Raw genomic sequence first — 20066 nt, forward strand, 5'->3', positions numbered from 1 at the left:
TTTAGATTCTAACTGAGCGTTACCATGCTGATTGTTTTGTTAGTTATAAAGGAAGTGGCTCGTCAGCTAGCAGAAGCTAATTAATTTTGTTTGAGATGGTGAGTTAAATGCTAGAAATTACATTTTTACGCGCACAAAAATGTAGTTTTAATCTTTTTTTATGCGCATTAAAGTGTGGGAAGGAAGTTACAGCAGTGAAGCCGGAATCCTGTATTTGCGTGAAAAGGCCGTCAATCCTTTCTGAGAAAAGCTAATGGCTCTGGAGTCGAGATCCTGAGTTGCCCACTTTTGCTCAATTGCGTCCGTAAGAATCCAGCTTCCTAATTTTCCTGCCAGATGGCTGCGCCTTTCACTCCAGTCTAGACAGGCCTTACACAGTGGGTGCTTACTGCTTTTTAGCTGATTGAAGTCGTAACCCAGCTCGTCAAAAAAGCTTTTGCCTTGTTCAGTTAATGTTGCGTCATTTCCGGCATCAATAATCAGCCCTTCAGAGATCAGAGCATCAAACAGAGCCACACCAAGCTCACCGGCAAGATGGTCATAGCAAATCCGCGCTCTGCGAAGCCTTTTATCGCTAGGCCCGGTAGATACCTGAGCGGTGACCATTTCCGAGCTTATGTTTAACAGCTGCTCCAGCAGATCGGCAATTTTGCCGTCCTTTAACTGGAAGTACTTATGTCTCCCCTGTTTGCGGACAATAAGTAACTCTCCCTCGACCAGCTTTTGCAGGTGGCTACTAGCGGTTTGCGGTGTGATGTCTGCCTCAACAGAAAGCTCTGTCGCTGTCAGGGCTTTTCCTCCCATTAGCGCAATTAGCATTTTTGAACGGGCTTGATCGCCAATCAGGTTTGCCAGATAGGCAATATTGGGTTCCATAAGAGATTACCGGTTAGTTCGATGCACATCGAAGCATGCAAAGCAGTAGCAGGTAGACTGCCTCAAAACAAAGCAGGAGACAACAATAATGAAAATCACATGTTTTATTGAGTACCGGATTGATCCATTTAAGGCTGAACTGTTTGAGCAGTATGCTGAGAACTGGAGCGAGATTATTACACTATGCGGGGGAGATTTGCTTGGCTATTTTTTGCCTTATGAAGGTTCTAACGACAGAGCTTTCGGGCTGATAAGTTTCAATAGCTTAGCAGACTATGAAGCTTACCGGGACAGACTACGCAAATCGGATTTAGGCAAGGCTAACTTTGTTTTTGCGCAGACAGAGCAGTTTATTAACGAAGAGAAGCGTTCTTTTTTGAAAGTCGTTCAGTCCAGCTATAAGAGAGCACCAGAAGGAGATGTCTATGATTGCGGTAATATTTGAGGTGACGCCGAAACAGAGTGGTAAAGACAAATACTTTGAAACGGCAAAAATGTTAAAAGAAGAGTTAAGCCAGATAGATGGTTTTATCTCTGTCGAGCGATTTCAAAGCCTTGTTAACCCGGATACTTTTCTTTCGCTCTCATTCTGGCGTGATGAAGAGGCGGTACTGAAATGGCGAAGCAACAACAAGCATCAGCTTGCCCAGCAGTTGGGAAGGCATGACTTGTTTGCCGGTTACCGGCTAAGGGTAGCAGAGATAGTCCGCGATTACGGGCTGGATGAGCGGGAGCAGGCACCTGCGGATCTTTCTTAACTATCTTGCCAATAGAGGTTTATAAACATAAAACAGGGAACGTAATGTTCCCTGTTTTACAGCACTTAAGTTGTTTTTGGTGTAATATACAACTCTAAAGTTGTCACAAGTGTATATTACAACTAATATGTTGTTAGTGATGATTGAAACAACATTAAAGTTGTTTGAGGTGTTTCGTGAAGGACATTGATGAACTGGCAAAGCTACTTGTAGAGCAACGTAAAAAGCTGGGTATTGAGCAAAAAGAGATGTACATGCGAATTGGCATGAAGCAGCAACAATATCAGCGTATTGAGGCGGGCAGTGATGTGAAGTTGTCGACCTTACTCCGAGTATTGGAAGGGCTTGATTTGGAACTCTCGATCACGCCTAAAGGGAGCAAAGCATGTTCTGTTCTTGAAGAGCCTGTTATTCAAGGTCAGAGAGACGTACCTAAAAGTGACCAGTTGCAAGACGATGGTGATGATCTTGGTTTTTGGTTTGGCTCCGGAGATAAATGATGAGCAAGCAGATCGAGAAAGTTGAAGGTTTAAACATCCAGTTACATGGAGTTGATGTTGCAGTGATTGCCCATTATGCTGGCGGGAAGAACATTCTGACTTTCAACCCTGAGTTTGTTGCGATGCCAACGGATAAACGGCCTGTTTTGACTTTAAGGCAGTTGCTTGATCCTAGCTATTTGAGCAGACCACAGATTAGAACGGATAAGATTCCCCCTGTTCTGTCTAATCTGTTGCCTGAAGGGGCGTTGAGAGAACTGACAGCTCAAGCACTTCGGTGTCATATCAACAATGAGTTTTCAATCCTTGCCTATTTGGGGGCTAACTTGCCGGGTGCCATTATCGCCCAGCCAATAAAAGCTGGGGGATTGCCAGATTGGGCATTGAAGCAACGACTGTCGACAGAGCCTCAACAGATCGATGTTAAGCATGCAGATACTAAGTTTTCATTGGCTGGTGTACAGATGAAGTTTTCCTCGTCTCATTTGGATGGCCGTTATCACATCAATCAGGAAATCTCTGAGGATATGTGGATTATAAAAACACCATCGACCGTTCACAAAGGTGTACCCGTCAATGAATATACCTGTATGAAGCTGGCCGAAGCTGCAGGTGCAGATATTCCGGAAGTGCGATTAATCGAGCTTAGTGATCTGGAAGGGCTACCAAGCATCAAGTTGCCGGATGAGCAGTACGCTTATGGTATCAAGCGGTTTGATCGTGGTAGTACTGGTCGTATTCATACCGAGGACTTTGCACAGGTCTTTGGCCTCTATCCTTCAGACAAGTATCAACGAGTCAACTATGAGCAACTCGGTAATGTACTCTACCGGACAAGTACAGAGCGGCTGAAGGATATTCAACAAATGGCAAGAAGACTGCTTATCAATATCTTGCTTGGTAATGGTGACGCTCACTTAAAAAACTGGACGTTGATTTATAGTGATATGTATTCGCCACGTTTGTCACCGCTTTACGATGTGCTCTTTACCGCACCATATATTGAGCACGATAGTCTTGCACTCAACATAGCAGGTACCAAGCTGTGGTTCGATATCACGATGAATCACTTTCAGGTGTGGGCAGAGAAAGCGGCAGTGCCTTGGGTTGCTGTTAAGCCACACTTGCTTGAAGTAATGGCGTTAGCTCGCAAAAACTGGCCTGCACTGCTGAATGAATTACCTATGGAAAGTGAACATAAAGCCGCTTTGAAGAATCATTGGCAGCAATTAAGTGCAGACTTTCTAATCGAATGACCACTTTACTCATCATGACTGTTACGTACAGAGCTTAGAAGGCTAGCCGAAACAGGCACCAGTGAGTCGGTGGCGATTCAACTTTTCATTTCTCGTGTAGCTCCGTACTCTCTCAAAAAACGATTAATTGATTGCTTAGTAGTTTTCGTTAATTGGCATTCAAATGGGTCGTTGAGGCAATTAGCTGGTATGACGATAAGGAGTATTTTCATATAGAGTCTTATTATGTGATTTGTGGCATACATTTATTGAGTAAATACGGTATAAAGCGAATGGCATACAATAAAAAGGATTAACTGATGAACAAGAGAATATTAGCAACGTCGCTTTTAATGTGTTTATGGGCTTCTGTTACAGCAGCTCATCCGGGAAGAACGGCTTCAGATGGGTGTCATTACTGTCGTACTAACTGCGATTACTGGGGAGTCCCTTATGGTGCTCGCCACTGCCATATATATGCTGAACCAACAGAAGAAGACTTAAATCATGCAAAAGTTGTTAAAGAGTTTTCTGAACATGGCACTCATTTTATTACCTTAAGGGAGAATGAAACTTGGTTGACATTCGAAACTACAAGTATAGACAAAATGCAGTCAGAATCAAAACTCTGAGAGTCCATATATAAATTTTCCTTTCAGTCACCTTTAGGCCGTACCGAGGGTGGGGCGCTTTCACTTTTCACTCAGAAATTCATAAAAGTAATGCCGTCGGGCCCAGAAGATAGCAGGCATCGGTGGCTTATTTCCTCCTCCTTTGTCATGCCTTATCTGGCGATATAGACCAAAATATTCTAACAAGGTGCAATGAAGATTGTTTAGTAAGTTTTCTTCAATCTACACAAATCATGGTTCTTAAACTCCTTCAGCAAGTAGCTTAAGAAAAATCGATACCTCTTCATTTGTAAACTTAGAGTCATACTTCATCTCTCTGCTAAGAACATCCATCAACGCCTCTTTCTTAAATAGCTCATCTTGTAGAAACGTTTTAGTTTGTTCTGAAGCAATAGCTGCGATATCAGCTCCAAGCTTACAAGCACTGGCTCTTAGTTCATCATATTCTTGTGCCTCCATGAAACCGTCGTCGTAAAGAGCATCGAAAACAAAAGGGATCTTACTATATGTACTAATCAGATATAGCAGATCTGTCGCATCTTTTTTTCGCTTATCGCTTTCTCTGTCTAGCCAAGCAACCAATTTTAAAAGTGCTATACCAGCAGGAGCGCAAACAGGCAAAACCAGCTTAGGGTCTTCATGCACTAGCACCTGCCACGAGTTTTCTAATGCTTCTTGGAACCCTAACACATTCATCACAAAGTCTCCTTTGGGAGGCCAAGCGATGTTGTTGTCGTCGGCGATCTCTCCAAATGGCACGATGTCTAGCTCCCAAGGCATGCCGTCACTACATTCTCTATGAAAGCGATGACTTACCTGTTTATCTTGGGTGAAACCTATGGCAATCAAATTTGTGGCTAGACTATGGAACTGCTCCCAGGATTCTATGCAGATACCAAAGTCCACATCTCTAGTGCCTCGTTCGATTTTCGCGCCAAATCCATGAACGAGCACGAGATCGCGAGCCATTGCTCCAACAATCATATAAGGGATATCTAGTTTTTGAGCCTCAGTGTTAACATCGAAGTAGAGTTCAGTAAGACCCCTAGAGAATTTCTCATTGATGGTGATGTAGGTATTGGTCATATAGCTTATCTGCAACCTCAAGGTTTCTTACATTATCTGACGCTAATAGCTCAGCATAAACAATTAAAGGGTTAACTAAACTTTCTAGAGGGCCTTTTAAAACTTCTAATTCTGTAAAGGGCTCTACTAGCTCTATTTGTACAGAGGAGTGCTCATCTTCACGAATCTGTTTTAAACGCCCGTGTCTTAACAATAACTGGTGATGTTCTTTGGAGATATATATACGTGCTTTGTTTGAATTTAAAAAGTGAGTGTATCGATCGGCTGCTGCATCCCCACCAAGTAATGCATTGCATTGACTTAACAGTTTGTCACTATACCAATCGATATTGCCTGTCGTGTATTTGATTTGAGGAGGATTTTTTCTTAACAGATAGCCATATTCTTTTGCCCACTCCTGCATAAGATTTTTTCCTTTCAGAAGCGTTTTTCTGTCCTTGTCAATGTAACCCTGATTGTCTAAATCAAGCATGACATCCCCTATTGTACCAAGGGAGACATTTGAGTTTTTTGCTAATTCTCGATAAGACCACACGATAGCTTTAGGATTACTTAGTAATACATATACAACCTGTAAGCCTTTCTTTCCAAAAGCTTTTCCTAGAGCTTGTTTTTCTTTTGGCATGCTATGAGCTTTCGGTTTGTTACCTTTGACAAAGATAAAGAATCCGTTTTGGTTAAGATATGCATTTCCGCAGTGATCGATAAATTGTATTTGGGCACCCTTTAATCGTTCAGCTAAAGCTGGATTTATATAGCTTGTCAGAAAAACGTACTGGGAAGGCGATTGGTACTGATTTTTGTAGTTTGCTATCTGTACCACTGTCAATGGTGTTTTTTTGTCCACACAGTGAATGAATAAAGGTAATTCAGAGAACTGATAGTCAACGATCCCTGCAATGCCATGTTCTGGGCTATGAAAGATCTCCAAGCTTTCAACTGGAATGCGGTATTCCTCACGTAGTCGTGAGTATGCATCTTCAAGAAGCTTACTTTCAGTGAAGTGAGGTTTGTGATTATTCATCCTTTGCTCCCGACTCTTACAGAGTCTGTATCAGAATCTTATGTTCATTTCTATAGCGTGTACATTTTAAATGAACGCTCAACAAAAGTGAACGGTTTGTTCATTGATTTTTTGCGTTCAAAAAATGAACAGAAGAAAAAAGTGAACTGTGAATGTGTCTTTATCTTGAAAAGGCCTCACTAGCGTATGAATTACTATGATAGTTATGTAATTGTAGTGGTACATTGAATTTGGCCACCTGATTAGAGGTGTTATGATTCAGTTCATAGCAGAAAGAGTGGCTAAAAGAGCATGGGTGATTGTTATTTATCTAAGCGCCTTTGAATCGCACAATACATGAAATAACTCCAGTTCCCGTAACCATTTCATCCACTTAATTGACAAGCCGGAACGCTCTCTTTAACCTTGTTTGGCACCGGCAAAATCCGGTGTCAGGATTCGAACCCTGAGTTTACATACACAGGCGTATAAGAACTGCATTTTGCAGTATTTATGTGCGGCTTTAGCGTACCTGAAAATTATGGTGGGCTGAGCGGGGGCGCTTAGGCGCGCCGTTCCTGTGTAGCGGTAGTTCGAACCCTGTTCAGTTCACCACCCTCTGATTCGAACCTTTGTGTGGTGATTAATTTAAATACACAGGAGGTTCTATGAACCAATCGAAATCCCCCGATTTTTATGACCAAGTCGAAGACTTTGTTCTCCGCCATATTTCAGAAGATACCTGCGGTGACGCTAATCTGAATAATGAAATAGGTATTTTCCTGATTTCGCTGTTGCTGGCTTATAAGAAGGAACATGAAGGCTAAGGAAGCGATTAGAAAGGGATAAATACAAAAAGGGCGATAACTCATTGAGTTATCGCCCTTTCCAATCGATTGGTGGAGCTGGCGGGATTTGAACCCGCGTCCGAAAATCATTCATCTTTGGTACTACATGCTTAGTCGATCTTTACATTCACCAAATACCTGCGAACCGACACGCTAGTAGATGACTATCCTGAATTAGTATTCGCCGTTCATCTCTCAGGCGGGAGAATCCGGGCTAGCTCGTTTGGGTTTGATCTCTTGTTGTTCCCCGTCTTACAAGCGGAAGCTAGGGCAAGAGAGCTCTCAGCAGGTTATTAAGCTGCTAGTGCGTAGTTTTCGTCGTTTGCGACTATTTTTTTGCGGCTTTTTACGTGGCCAACCGCCCCACGGCATGCACCTCAGACTGCAAAATTCCCGTCGAATCCTGAATCAGCCCCAAGTGTTAGGGGTGAATAGTAACAGAAAAGCTATATCTGTCTAGCAATACGCGTTTAAGTGATGAAGATTTATTCTGTTTTAGTGAAAGATGGCAGCGAAATACCAACTTTCAAGATCTATTATAAGCTATTGATAGAACAGAAGTTCATGCCATAGCAAATATCATGTATGCTGCAGCGTAGTTCATTCTCAGCTTTTGGAGCTTGCCGGAAAGAAAAATCGGCAAGGAAAAAAGGAATAACATAATGATTAATAACATAATACGTTACTTAGCTCGGTTTTCTCCTTTACTACTTTTACCCCTACTTTCTTTCTCGGCTTACGCCCTGCAAGAATCGTCTATTACCGTTATTGGTAACGGGCCGTTAGTGCCGAAATCGGCGCAGCAATCTATCCCTGTTAGTTTTACTAATATGGAACAGGTGGATATCGAAATCTTGCAAGTGACCGATGCCAAGCGCCTATTGAAGCATCATTATCTGCTGGATTCTTTAGATACATGGAATCTTCGTCAGCTTAAGCACGCTTATAAAAGTGTTTTCTCTGATCGATATCAGCTACCGAAAGCGGATCAGGATGTTATTACCTCAGCAAGACTTCCTATTCCACAAGACCTGCCTTCTGGTTGGTACCTGGTCGTGGTGAAAGCGCCCGGTGATTTCAGCCACTTCGAAATTAAACATATGCTGCTGAGCGATATTGGTATTCAGGCGAGAGTCAATAAACAGCAAGCTGCCTTTGCGGTCACTCGTCTCTCTACGGGGGAAGCCATAGAAGGTGCAGAGATTGAACTGTTGCAAGAAGAACAGAGTGAACAAGTTCAACTGACTGACGAAAAGGGGCTTGCTTACTTTAATCGACAGATAAAGCGCACCGATCTGGTTATTGTTGCTAAAGGGGATGAGTTCGGCCTGCTCTCTATGCGTGAAGTACCGCTTGATCTCTCTGAATATAAGATTGGAGGCCGCAAGTTCAGAGACTATGAAGCTTATATCTACAGTAACCGTGATCTGGTGAAACCGGGTGAAAGCTTACCGATCAATGTGCTGCTCAGAAACCAAGATGGTGAGGTTTTGCCACTAGAAGAAGTGGACCAACTGTATTTGACCGTGACTGATCCTAGAGCCAGTACCATGGTTCGGGAAACATTGTCCGCGCAAGCCGCTGGTTACTACTCATATTCGTTAAGAACATCGGGTGACTGGAAAGCGGGTCGTTATACGGTTGAAGTGCGTCTGGATCCTAGTAGCCCAGAACCTGTCAGTCAGTATCAATTCCAGTTAGAAGAGTTTGTCCCCGAGCGTATGGATCTTACGCTCTCTGGACTCTCTCCATTTACGATTGCAGGAGAGAAAAACCAAGTTGAGCTTGCAGGCCGTTATCTATTTGGTGCACCTGCGGCAGGTAATGTACTAAAAGCTGAGCTCTCTTATCAGCCAGTACATTATTTCGAAGGTGAGTATAAAGGGTTCTTTGTCGGTAAAAAATTCAGACTAAACCGTTACTACGAAGCGTTAGAGGGGCAAACCATGTCCGAACAAGGTACATTGACGCTTCAACTACCCACTCCTGAGAGTTCAGATATTAAAAGCCCGGTAAAAGTAGCAGCAAACTTTGCTCTGCAAGAATCCGGTGGCGCAGCGATTCAACGTAACGCGACATTTATTAGCTGGAAAGATAAGCTTATTCCGGGTATCAAACCTGCTTCAAAAAGCTTTGCGTACCAAAGCAGTGCTCAGTTCGATATCGCTCTATTAGCGGCTGATGGACAGTCGCTTAAAGAGGGTGAAGTCGAGGTTATTCTGGAATACAACCAAGGCCCTTATTATTGGGTTTATGAAGAAGGCAGCGGTTGGAGTAGAGAAGAGCAGCCTGAGTGGAAGCAAATTGCTAAGCAAGCTCTTACCCTGGCTGAGGCTCCAAAAAGCGTTAGTTATAGTGTGGATTGGGGGGATTATCGCCTTAAAGTGACGGATCTTGCTTCCGGTGTTGAGTCTGTCTATCCATTTTATGCAGGATGGTTTCAAGGTTACGATCAGCAGAAGGCGAAGCCGGAGCATCTGACTATTCATGCTAACCAACCTTCTTACAGCAAAGAAGATAAGCAAACTCAAGTGAGCATAGTGAGTCCAATGCAAGGTTCATTGCTTGTGACTTTGGAAACGGAACAAGTTGTTTGGTCAAAGCGAATTCAGGTTGACAAGGGCGATGTCACTGTCGATGTGCCTCTATTGAATAACAATGGTGAACCGCTAAATAGACATGATGTCTACCTAACGGCAACCCTAACCGGGCAGGCGGCCGGTGTGCCTAAGCGTTACTTTGGTGTGGTTCCTCTCAAGCTTAATCGTGAAAAACGTAAGCTAAACATCACCATGACGCTGCCTGAACGTATTGAGCCAATGAAAACCCTCTCAATTCCGGTTGAGGTGGCCAATTTAGATGATGATCAAGTAGGGAATACTTGGGTAACGGTGTCGATTGTCGATAAAGGCATTACCAACATGACACGTTATACGCCAAAAGATCCGTATCAATATCTGTTTGGTCAGAGACGATACAGTGCGGATATTGTCGATCTTTTCTCGCGTTTATACGATACCAGACCTAATCCTTTTGCTCAGCCGCGTTTTGGTGGCGACCTTAACCAAAGGTTAGCCAATAATAAAGATGACTTGGTAGAAAGTAAGACAGTTATTCTAATGTCTTCTCCCGTTGAGTTACTGGGTAACATGGCCGTCGTAGAGTTCGATATTCCTGACTACAACGGCGAAGGGCAGATTGTTGCAACGGTATTTAATGACAGGCAAGTTGGTCAGTTAGTACAAGACAGTGCGATCAGTGCTCCGGTTGTGGCAGAGTTGAGCGTGCCTCGCTTTGTGGTTGCGGGAGATAAAACCACAACAACCGCGGACCTGTTTAATAATAGTGGTCAGAAGAAAGCCTTCTCCGTGCAGGTTCTTCAGGATGGTCAGGCGAAAGCACTAATCAATGAGCAAGTAGTGCTTGATGACGGTGAGCGCTGGAGTCGTAATGTTCCATTTTCAATTGCTAAACAAAGCAAAGTGGAACAGGTAGAAGTAGGGATTAAGGTCTCTGAGCAACCTTTGGCTTATCACCCTGATGGTTGGGTTGGCTCTGTGTTGACAGCCATGAAAGAGAAGGTGCTGCCAGTTGGTGAGAACAAAGATCAAGAGTTCAAGCCTGAGATCAATATTGACCGTCAATGGCGAATTCCTGTTCGCTCCTCTATGCCATGGATAATACAGGCGAAGGCGGTGAAGTTGGCGGCGAACCAAAGCTATGTGGTTGAGCCATCACTGTGGGAGCAAATGAACACAGTAACAGGTAAAGAAGGTGAACTGCATATTAGTGCTACGCCTATCTTGAGTGTCACAGAGCAGGCAAAAGGGTTGATAAGGTATCCATACGGATGTGCTGAGCAGACCACCAGTAAAGCGTGGCCTTTCTTATTAGAAAGCCCTGAGTTGCAAGCCATGCAGGCCAAGGCAAGAGAAAGTCAAAAGCAACAGGGTAAAACGGTTACCGGTAATCGAGACGTGATTGCCGATTCGGTTCAGCGTTTGAGAAACATGCAAAGAGCCAATGGTGGTTTTGGCCTGTGGGATCGCTATAGCAATGAGCAATATTGGTTAACAGCGTACATTACCGAGTTTTTGGCTCAAGCGGATAAGCACTATCCGGGGGTAGTGCCAAAAGAAATGCTAGACGATGCCTACCGACGTCTCCGCGAATATTTGAACTACGATTCTAGTGATCGTTACGCATTAGCAAAAGCTTATGCGGCTTATCTTCTCAGTGAAAAGGGGTGGATAAGCTACAGTGACTTAGATATCGAGATCGATAAGGAGATGAGAACCGGGCTTTCAAACCTTCAGCTCATCGCTAGTTTTAATAATGTCGGGGCAACGGATTTAGCTAAGCGTAAGCTTAAAGAAATGAAGATGAGTCGTAATAGAGATGTTTATCATCGTGATTACGGATCAGAGCTACGAGATCTGGCTGCCGGCATCCTTATTTTGGACAAGATTGCTGAAAATGCGGAGTTGGAGGCTGAGGCGAGGGCACTGCAAATTGACTATATCGAAGAAGCTTCGCGACGTTCGGCTGAAGATAACTGGATAAGCACCCAAGAGCGTGCGGCTCTGTTAAGAGCAGCGGTACTAACCAATCAAGAGAACAACCGTTCGTTAAACCTACTGATTAATGGCAAAGAAGAGACCATTAAAGACAGAGCTAGCCTACCACTTATTGCCAATACTATGATCGCCAATAAAGAGCAGAGCCCAATTTATGTTAAAGCTTTGGCTACAGGTTACTTGAAGAGCGAACAATCTCTGACTAAGCAGCATCCTTTCAATACTATCAATGTGGTAAGGGACTCAAACGTTAAACGAGTTTGGTATCAGGACAATAAGAGATTAAGTATCTTCAGTGCGGATAAGCCAAGCCGAAAAGCGGTAAAAGTTGGTGATCGCATTGCGGTATACCTAATTGTTGAGTTAGATGAAACCATACATAACGCCATGGTTATCGATAGAATTCCAGCAGGCTTTGTGTTGGAAAATCCAAACTTAGGCCAAGGCTTACCACTCGCTAGCATAGGTAACCCTGATATTAAAATCAGTGAGAGTGACTTTATTGAGTATCGTCAAGATCGCTTTGTGGTGTCCGGTGATCTGCAAAAGGGATACCGATACAAGTTTGGTTACACCATGAGAGCAGAGGTTCCGGGAGAGTTTGTTGTGCCTCCACTCTTTGTTGAAGCCATGTATAAGCCTGAACTTCACTTTATAGGCGGCCATGCAGTGGATGCTGACAACCAACAGAGTTCAGTTGTTATTACTTCTGAGCAGCAGTAAGTGAAGGGTTGATTAAAGGTGTTTAATAGAGGAGCGGAATATCGAAAAGCTCGATGGCTGGTTGCGTTAGGCTTAAGTTTGGCGTTATTGGTTGCTTTGGCGAACTTTCTTTATCCGCTTCCTCCCCTCTATCCCGATGGCCCTTCTACTGTGGTTGTTTCAAAGGAGGGCGTGGTATTACGCTCATTTGGTAACAAACTAGGTGTGCACCGTTATCAAACCTCTGTCGGACAGGTCGATCCCTTCTATATTGAAGCACTACTGAACTACGAAGACCGCTGGTTTTATTATCACCCCGGAGTGAACCCATTTTCTCTTGTCCGGGCGCTTTGGCAGTGGGGAGTCAATGGTCGGGTGATCTCGGGTGGCTCTACCTTGACTATGCAGATAGCGAGGCAGATAGATCCGCATTCAAGGTCGATATCTGGCAAATTGAAACAGATATGGCGAGCGTTGCAGTTAGAGTGGCGTTATAGCAAAGATGAATTGCTGACACTTTATCTAAACCTTGCTCCTTTTGGCGGTAATATCGAAGGGGTGGAAGCGGCCGCCCAGCGATACTTTTCAAAATCAGCATCCAACTTAACCAAAAATGAGGCTGCCATGTTAGTGGTGATGCCTCAAATGCCATCCTTAAATCGTCCGGATAGATACCCCGAACGAGCGAAAAAAGTTCGCAATAAGGTACTCGCACGTATTACGGAAAGTGGCTTGCTTAGCGAAGAAGAGTATCAGCTACTTATACAAGAACCGGTTGCGGTTCGTTGGCATCAATCACCTTTTTTTGCACCTTTGTTAAGCCAGAAGTTACATAGAGATAAGCCCGATGATGAAGTCATTACGACCACGATAGACTTTGGCCTTCAGCAAAAAATAAACAAGGTATTCGCCCAAAAAAAATATGCGCTGCCAGCCAAAACTTCCGCAGCGGTACTGATTGTGGATAACGCCAGTGCAGAGGTGCTTGCTTATCAAGGCTCAATCGACTTTTCCGATCTGGAGCGTTTTGCCCATATTGATATGACTCAGGCAACACGTTCACCCGGCTCTACATTAAAGCCGTTTATTTACGGAGTGGCATTGGATATGGGGCTTATCCATAGTGAAAGTCTGTTAAGTGATGTGCCTTCTTCTTTCTCTGGTTACAAGCCAAGTAATCTGAACGGTAAGTTCCTTGGGGCGGTAAGCGTGAGTAATGCATTGAAACTGTCACTAAACGTACCAGCGATACAAGTGCTGAACCGGGTGACACCAGAAGTGTTTGACCAGAAGCTGAAGCAGGCCGGTATCCATTTACAGCACAAAAAGGCCAATTTAAGTATCGGCTTAGGGGGGACAGGCACCAATCTGTTTGATCTGGTTGCTTTATATCGTTCTCTTGCTAATCAAGGAATGGTCTCTAGTTTAAAGATATCTCCTTCACAAGCACAGGGCCGGGGGAAGTCGTTGCTAAGTCCTGAGAGCAGTTGGATTATCTTTGATACCTTAAGTGACTTAAGCGCACCCGATAGGGTGGTGCCTACGTCACGAAGAAAAATAGCCTGGAAAACGGGAACCAGCTACGGCTATCGTGATTTTTGGTCTGTAGGGGTAAGCCCTGATTATACGGTAGCAGTTTGGATTGGTAGGCCTGACTCTAGTCCAGTTGTCGGCTATTTAGGGGCAACGCAGGCTGCGCCGTTAATGTTTGATCTGTTTGATCTGTTACCAAGGGATAAATTACAACTTACTAAACCAGAAAAGGTAAAAAGGGTACTCACTTGTTGGCCGGGTGGGCGTGCTTATGCCAATAGTCCTGAAGGGCGCTGTCTGCGTAAAAAGTACACCTTAACCATAGACAAGTTAACCCCACCGACTATGCAGAGTAATGGAAACTTTGTTTTGGGGGATAAATGGCCGAGCCGATTACATGTATGGCAAAAGCAGCGGGCGGTAGTAAACCGTGAAGAACAACAAGAGAAAGTGATGATTACAACGCTTCGCTCCGGGCAACATTATTATCAGTCACAGCTTGACCGTTTGCCTCTTAAAACAAATTTGCAGTCACCGGAGGTGAGTTGGTTTATTAACCATAAACCGTACAACGAAAAGACACTCGTTCTTAAAGACTTCAAGAACGAGGTCAATATAACAGCCTGTTTAAATGCGGTATGCGATAAAAAGGTTATCTATATCCACGATTAACGCAAGCTGCTCTTCATGATTCGAGCTTTATCGCGTGCCCAGTCTTTCTCTTTCATATCAGTACGTTTGTCGTGAAGTTTTTTACCCTTCGCCACACCGATTTTGATTTTTACCCATGAGCGAGACCAGTAAAGTGACAGCGCAGCCAGCGTCATCCCTTCACGGTTAATGCGTCCGAACAGGTTGTCTAACTCTCTTCTGGAAAGCAGCAGTTTACGAACCCTTGTCGGGTTAGCCACAACATGGGTAGAGGCCTGATTTAGCGGGGTGATGGTCATGCCGCTGATAAAGGCTTCACCGTCGCGCATAAACACGTAGCTTTCCGCAATATTAACTTTGCCCTGGCGAAGTGATTTTACTTCCCAGCCCTGAAGCTCAAGCCCCGCTTCTATCTCATCATCGATGAAATACTCGTGGCGAACTTTTTTATTTAGCGCAATAGTGTTACTAGTTGCTTTGGTTTTTGATTTTTTCTTTGCCATAATGGCGTCATTATACGGATACTCCCTTGGTTGGGAAATCCTTATTTTGGCTGTATCCCTTGATATATTAGAAAAAATTGCTAACCGCAAAGTGACGAGAGAAGTTATGCCGCAAGTGAGACGTTCTGCATTAGTGTCTTTTAGTGCCGAGCAAATGTATAAGCTGGTGAACGATGTAGCCAGTTATCCGGAGTTTCTGCCCGGCTGTTCCGGTGCACAAGTTTTACAGCAGAGCGAATCTGCCATGGTTGCCTCTGTGGATGTGTCCAAAGCCGGCATCAGCAAAACCTTTACTACCTCCAATATTCTTGAAAATGGCAGCGCCATTTTGATGGAGCTGGTGGACGGGCCGTTTAAAACCCTGAAAGGCGGATGGTATTTTACTGAGCTGGACGAGTCGGCCTGTAAGGTAGAGCTTAAGCTGGACTTTGAGTTTTCCAGTAAACTGATTGAGATGGCGTTTGGTAAAGTTTTTAATGAGCTGACTAATAATATGGTGAACGCTTTCACTCAACGCGCGAAGCAGGTGTATTAATGAGAGTATTGAATCCAATATGATCCATGTAGAGGTGGTGTATGCCCTGCCACATGAGCAGCGCGTATTCCCAGACCATTGATAAAAACCTGACCGTAGAAGAGATTATTCTTCACTCCGGTATTTTGGAAGTGTATCCGGAAATCGATCTGAAAAAGAATAAGGTTGGTATCTTTAGCCGCAATGTGAAGCTAAATGCGACGGTACGCGATCAAGACAGAATCGAGATTTACCGCCCGCTGCTGGCCGATCCAAAAGAGATTCGCCGTAAAAGAGCTGAGCAGGCCAAACAAAAAGAGAAAGAGGCGAAATAGCTTGTGTTTACTGTACTAAGCAACAAATATAGTACTAAGTAATTAATAGCGAATAGCAAAAAGGCTCCGTCAGGAGCCTTTTTCGATCAGGATATCAGGCGTTTATCGAATACCTTCGAAGAAGCCTTCACCTTCAGGGAAGTCGCCGCTGATATTTAGCAGGCTACCTTCAGGATTAAATTTGACGATCAGGTTTTTCTGGATTGGATCGTTATGGCCTTCGGTGTGCAGGTAAATGTAGTACCAGGTATCCGGGTAGCCGTTCTCTACCAGCATTGGCGAGCCCATTACGAAACGAACCTGTTCCTTGGTCATACCAAATTTTAGTTTGTCGACTGCTTCCTGCTCTACGTAATTGCCCTGATTAATGTCGATTCGGTAAACGAGTTTCTCAACTACTGAGCAGCCCGTTAGCATGGTGAAGGCTAGAGGAATTGCAACTAACCACTTCTTAAATTGCATAGTCGGTAAATCTTATCTAGTAAAAGGTTTAAACAAAACTCGGCAGATGATAAACAAGCTTGACCAAGAAGTAAAAGGTGCCGTTCATTTGGCTCTTTTTATGACCACGTTTTTTGCGTTTTGTTGCAAATTAAGTAAAAGAAAAGGGAGCAGCGCTCCCTTTGTACAACAAGTGCTTGATCTTTATGCAGCAAGCAGTTCTTTGGCGTTGGCCAGAGTTGAATCGGTGATCTGGCTGCCGCCCAGCAGACGTGCCAGCTCTGAAATACGCTGTTCTTCGCTGAGAACGTGCATCTGGGTTTCGGTTTTGCCTGCTTTGGTCTGCTTGGCAACAAACAGCTGCTGATGACCACATCCCGCAACTTGGGGCAGGTGAGTAACACACAGTACCTGAGTGGACTCACCCAATGTTCTCAGCATTTTACCCACTACGGCAGCAGTCGGGCCACTGATACCGACATCCACTTCATCGAAAATCAGGCTTGGGGTATCAACTTTCTGCGCTGTAATCACCTGAATAGCCAGTGAGATTCGTGAAAGTTCACCACCCGATGCCACTTTCGCGATTGGCTGCATTGGCTGGCCGGGGTTGGTAGAGACAAGGAAGGTGATCTGGTCAATACCCAGTGGAGAGGCGTGTCCGGATTCACTTTCTACCTCAATATGGAACTTGGCTTTTTCCATACTCAGTTCATGCATGCTTTTGCTGATCAGCTTATCCAGCTCTTTGGCGTAACGCCTGCGTGACTTACTCAGTTTCTCGGCACTGGTTACAAAACACTGATAGAGGGATTCTACTTCCTCTTCGATGGCTTGCAGTTTTTCATCTGAGCAGTCCAGCGCATCGATCTGTTGCAGCAGATCCTGATGGTGCTGGTACAGGTCGTCAGCCATTACATGGTGTTTGCGGGAAATGGACATTACTTTTGAGAAGCGTTCTTCCACAAAGGCCATGCGCTCCGGATCCATTTCAATACCGTCAACGTAGCCACGCAGTTCGCTGCTGGCTTCTTCAACCTGAATAATGGCTTCTTCCAGCATAGCCGGCAGGTTAGCGAGCTGCTTATCCAGTTCGGCAAGTTGCAGAAGGGACTGGCTGGCAGACTGAAGCATACTTAGGGCATTCACCTCTTCGCCTTCATACAGTACATCGATGGCCTGCTGGCAGTTAACAGCCAGTTCACCGCTGTTGGCTAAGCGTTTATGCTCTTGCTCCAGCTCAGCAAATTCGGTTTCGCCCAGAGCCAGTTCATTCAGCTCTTTAATCTGATACTCCAGCAGTTGCTTCTGTGCCTGATTCTCCTGACTGTTCTGCTTTAGCTCTTTCAGGCGGTTTTTCGCCTGACGCCATGTAGCGTAATGTTGACGGGTTTTGTCCAGCAGGTTCAGGTGACCGGCGTACTGGTCAAGCATAGAGAGCTGATAGTCGCTTTTCATTAGCTGGTGGTGAGCGTGCTGGCCGTGAATATTGATAAGCTTCTGGCCGATGGCTTTAAGTTGAGAGAGAGGGACAGGGCTGCCGTTGATAAATGCACGTGAGCGGCCGTCTTTGCTGATCAGGCGGCGTAATATACAGTCGTTACCGTCCAGTAGGTCGTTATCTTCCAGCCAGCGGGTAGCGTGCAGGTTATTGTCGAGCTGGAAAGTGGCGCACACTTCCGTTTTCTCTTCTCCCTGACGAACCATACCGGTTTCAGCGCGGCCGCCTAAACAGAGCCCCAGCGCATCAATGGCGATGGATTTACCGGCGCCGGTCTCACCTGTGATGGTGGTCATTCCTGAGGAGAGTTCGAGTTGTAACGATTTTACGATAGCAAAGTTATTAACGCTTAAATCAGCCAGCATGTCGGATACCTGTGTAAATAATCAATACTGTATGCTCGAACAGTATATACTGATTTTTTGTACAGTAAAGTTGCGAGGCTGTTTTTTTATACAGTAGATCTGAAACTGTGACTGCGGTTAATAACGGGGCGATCTAAAACAGTTTGCTCGACCAACCCAGTTTGTTCCTTAGTACATGGTAATAGCTGTACTCTTCCGGATGGATAAGCTTAAGGACATTGTTGCTCTTAAAGATGCTTACTTCGTCACCGGCAGAAACGGGCAGGGAGATCTGGCCGTCGCAGCTTACTTCTAGTGTTCCGCGGTTATTTGGCGATACCACTAAGCGTACTTTTTTATCACCGTCGACCACCAATGGTCTGCTGGATAAGGTATGCGGGAACATAGGGACGATAGAGATAGCGTTCAGGCTGGGTGAAAGAATCGGGCCGCCACCGGAAAGGGAATAGGCAGTAGAACCGGTCGGGGTAGAAACAATCAGGCCGTCAGAGCGTTGAGAGAAGGCGAAAGTACTGTCGATATACACCTCGAACTCAATCATATGGGCGATCTTGTCCGGGTGCAGAACCACTTCGTTTAGTGCAGCGTTATGGCTTCTTAGCTGACCATGGCGGTAAACTTCCGCTTCAAGCAGAAAACGCTCTTCTACTGTGTAGTGGCCTTCCAATACGTTTTTCAGAATTAGCTTAAAATCTTCCGGATTTAAATCTGTCAGAAAGCCGAGGTTGCCACGGTTAATACCTATAACAGAGATATCAAAGCGGGAGAGTACCCGCGCCGCGCCAAGCATATTACCGTCACCACCGACAACAATGGCCAGATCGGCCTGTTCCCCGATGGAAAGCAGGTTGGTAAAGTACTCATTTGGAATATCATCCAGAATATCGGCTAATCTGTCGTCGATTACAGCACGGTAGCCTTCAGCGATAAGCCAGTTAAACAGGTCTTTATGGGTCTGAACGGCTTTATGGTCTCGTGGTTTACCGATAATTCCGACGACTTTAAAGGGCTTTTTCATGCAGATAATCCAAATACAGATTAAAGGAAGCGGTTTACGCTTGAATCATTAATATCAATCCCCATAATAAAGGCAACTAAATCTAATACGCGAGTTTTATTTTAAATTTAGGTTGGTTTGCCGCAAAACTTGTGTAGAAAAGTCGAATTTCGAAGTCTGGAGATATCATGAGCAACGACGAAAAAAAGATACAGGAAGAAGAACTACAACAGCAGGAAGCTGCAGAGCAGGCGATAGATGCTGAAGCAGAAGTAGAAGCTGTTGGTACTGATGCTGATATCGATTGGAATGAAGAAACCGTTCAGGACGAGCAGGAAGCCAAAATTGCTCAGCTTGAAGCTGCGCTGCTTCAGAGTGAAGCAAAAGTAAAAGATCAGCAGGATTCTGTACTACGCGCTAAAGCTGAAATCGAAAACATGCGTCGTCGTACTGAACAAGAGATCGATAAAGCGCGTAAATACGCACTGAACAAATTTGCTGAAGAGCTGCTGCCGGTTATTGATAATCTGGAGCGTGCGATTCAGGCAGCAGACACTGAAAACGAAGTAGTTAAACCTATCGTTGAAGGTGTTGAGCTGACTCATAAAACCTTTATTGATGCGGTGGCTAAGTTTGGCCTTAAAGAGATCAACCCTGAAGGTGAAGCCTTCAACCCTGAATTGCATCAGGCGATGTCTATTCAGGAGAGTGCCGATCACGAACCTAACAGCGTTATCTTTGTTATGCAGAAAGGTTATGAGCTGAACGGCCGTGTCGTTCGTCCGGCGATGGTGATGGTATCTAAGTAATTCATCCCCTTGAATGGTTAAACGTAAAGGAGAGGCAATGCCTCTCCTTTTTCTTTTCGGCCTGCCGAAGCAGGCTTTCTGATTGAACTCTCTATCCCACCAGTTATTTCATCTCCGTATGGGGAAACGTCTATTTATCCACCAAATTGCAGATAAATTTCCTATACGAAACTTGTTACATTATTGTGAATAAATGCTTT

Annotated in this window: 17 protein-coding genes, 1 other RNA gene and 1 pseudogene; 11 read left to right on the forward strand and 8 right to left on the reverse strand. The window is 44.6% G+C overall.

Annotation, left to right across the window (positions count from 1 at the left end):
- Positions 1 to 186: 186 nt before the first annotated feature.
- Positions 187 to 876: an ArsR/SmtB family transcription factor gene (locus PK654_RS03395; protein WP_271697668.1), complete on the reverse strand. Its 690-nt coding sequence runs from the start codon at positions 874 to 876 to the stop codon at positions 187 to 189.
- Between the two features lie 88 nt (positions 877 to 964).
- Between PK654_RS03395 and PK654_RS03400 the strand changes: the two genes are divergently transcribed.
- From PK654_RS03400 to PK654_RS03420, 5 genes are all read left to right on the forward strand, one after another.
- Positions 965 to 1321 (forward strand): NIPSNAP family protein, encoded by a 357-nt coding sequence (locus tag PK654_RS03400; protein WP_271697669.1) that lies wholly within the window; start codon positions 965 to 967, stop codon positions 1319 to 1321.
- Positions 1302 to 1634, forward strand: coding sequence for an antibiotic biosynthesis monooxygenase family protein (locus tag PK654_RS03405; RefSeq protein WP_271697671.1), 333 nt, complete (start codon positions 1302 to 1304; stop codon positions 1632 to 1634). The genes PK654_RS03400 and PK654_RS03405 overlap by 20 nt, the downstream gene beginning before the upstream one ends.
- Positions 1635 to 1810: 176 nt before the next feature.
- Positions 1811 to 2134, forward strand: coding sequence for a helix-turn-helix domain-containing protein (locus tag PK654_RS03410; protein WP_271697672.1), 324 nt, complete (start codon positions 1811 to 1813; stop codon positions 2132 to 2134).
- Positions 2131 to 3390 carry a type II toxin-antitoxin system HipA family toxin gene (locus tag PK654_RS03415; RefSeq protein ID WP_271697673.1) on the forward strand — a complete coding sequence of 420 codons (1260 nt, stop codon included), beginning with the start codon at positions 2131 to 2133 and terminating at the stop codon, positions 3388 to 3390. The genes PK654_RS03410 and PK654_RS03415 overlap by 4 nt, the downstream gene beginning before the upstream one ends.
- Positions 3391 to 3689: 299 nt before the next feature.
- A complete protein-coding gene (locus PK654_RS03420) occupies positions 3690 to 4001 on the forward strand; it encodes a hypothetical protein (protein ID WP_271697674.1) in 312 nt (103 codons plus the stop codon).
- A 240-nt stretch (positions 4002 to 4241) separates the two neighbouring features.
- Here PK654_RS03420 and PK654_RS03425 read toward each other — a convergent pair whose 3' ends face one another.
- Both PK654_RS03425 and PK654_RS03430 read right to left on the reverse strand, forming a co-directional pair.
- Positions 4242 to 5087 (reverse strand): nucleotidyl transferase AbiEii/AbiGii toxin family protein, encoded by an 846-nt coding sequence (locus PK654_RS03425; RefSeq protein ID WP_271697675.1) that lies wholly within the window; start codon positions 5085 to 5087, stop codon positions 4242 to 4244.
- Positions 5059 to 6111 (reverse strand): type IV toxin-antitoxin system AbiEi family antitoxin, encoded by a 1053-nt coding sequence (locus tag PK654_RS03430; RefSeq protein ID WP_271697677.1) that lies wholly within the window; start codon positions 6109 to 6111, stop codon positions 5059 to 5061. Before PK654_RS03430 ends, PK654_RS03425 begins: the two co-directional genes overlap by 29 nt.
- A 647-nt stretch (positions 6112 to 6758) precedes the next feature.
- Here PK654_RS03430 and PK654_RS03435 point away from each other — a divergent pair.
- The gene (locus PK654_RS03435) at positions 6759 to 6917 is read left to right on the forward strand and encodes a hypothetical protein (RefSeq protein ID WP_271697678.1); all 159 of its coding nucleotides are present in this window, start codon (positions 6759 to 6761) and stop codon (positions 6915 to 6917) included.
- A gap of 70 nt (positions 6918 to 6987) precedes the next feature.
- Here PK654_RS03435 and ssrA read toward each other — a convergent pair.
- Positions 6988 to 7354: a transfer-messenger RNA gene (gene ssrA, locus PK654_RS03440) on the reverse strand.
- A gap of 246 nt (positions 7355 to 7600) precedes the next feature.
- Between ssrA and PK654_RS03445 the strand changes: the two genes are divergently transcribed.
- Positions 7601 to 12238 (forward strand): alpha-2-macroglobulin family protein, encoded by a 4638-nt coding sequence (locus tag PK654_RS03445; protein ID WP_271697679.1) that lies wholly within the window; start codon positions 7601 to 7603, stop codon positions 12236 to 12238.
- Between the two features lie 18 nt (positions 12239 to 12256).
- Positions 12257 to 14422, forward strand: coding sequence for a penicillin-binding protein 1C (gene pbpC, locus PK654_RS03450; protein ID WP_271697680.1), 2166 nt, complete (start codon positions 12257 to 12259; stop codon positions 14420 to 14422).
- Here the strand turns inward: pbpC and smpB are convergent.
- Positions 14419 to 14904, reverse strand: a complete 486-nt coding sequence (smpB, locus tag PK654_RS03455; protein WP_271697681.1) for an SsrA-binding protein SmpB — start codon at positions 14902 to 14904, stop codon at positions 14419 to 14421. The genes pbpC and smpB overlap by 4 nt on opposite strands.
- A 106-nt stretch (positions 14905 to 15010) precedes the next feature.
- Between smpB and PK654_RS03460 the strand changes: the two genes are divergently transcribed.
- Positions 15011 to 15439 (forward strand): SRPBCC family protein, encoded by a 429-nt coding sequence (locus PK654_RS03460; protein WP_271698772.1) that lies wholly within the window; start codon positions 15011 to 15013, stop codon positions 15437 to 15439.
- A gap of 19 nt (positions 15440 to 15458) precedes the next feature.
- Positions 15459 to 15753 (forward strand): annotated as a pseudogene (locus PK654_RS03465) (RnfH family protein).
- Positions 15754 to 15855: 102 nt separating this feature from the next.
- Here the strand turns inward: PK654_RS03465 and bamE are convergent.
- From bamE to nadK, 3 genes are all read right to left on the reverse strand, one after another.
- Positions 15856 to 16215, reverse strand: a complete 360-nt coding sequence (gene bamE / locus PK654_RS03470) for an outer membrane protein assembly factor BamE (RefSeq protein WP_271697682.1) — start codon at positions 16213 to 16215, stop codon at positions 15856 to 15858.
- A gap of 183 nt (positions 16216 to 16398) precedes the next feature.
- The gene (recN, locus tag PK654_RS03475; protein WP_271697683.1) at positions 16399 to 18060 is read right to left on the reverse strand and encodes a DNA repair protein RecN; all 1662 of its coding nucleotides are present in this window, start codon (positions 18058 to 18060) and stop codon (positions 16399 to 16401) included.
- A gap of 133 nt (positions 18061 to 18193) precedes the next feature.
- The gene (gene nadK, locus PK654_RS03480; RefSeq protein ID WP_271697684.1) at positions 18194 to 19078 is read right to left on the reverse strand and encodes an NAD(+) kinase; all 885 of its coding nucleotides are present in this window, start codon (positions 19076 to 19078) and stop codon (positions 18194 to 18196) included.
- A 167-nt stretch (positions 19079 to 19245) separates the two neighbouring features.
- Here nadK and grpE point away from each other — a divergent pair, with 167 nt between their 5' ends.
- A complete protein-coding gene (gene grpE, locus PK654_RS03485; protein ID WP_271697685.1) occupies positions 19246 to 19866 on the forward strand; it encodes a nucleotide exchange factor GrpE in 621 nt (206 codons plus the stop codon).
- Positions 19867 to 20066: the final 200 nt, after the last annotated feature.

This window comes from Vibrio sp. SCSIO 43137, from assembly GCF_028201475.1.
In the GTDB taxonomy this organism is placed as follows: Bacteria; Pseudomonadota; Gammaproteobacteria; order Enterobacterales; family Vibrionaceae; genus Vibrio.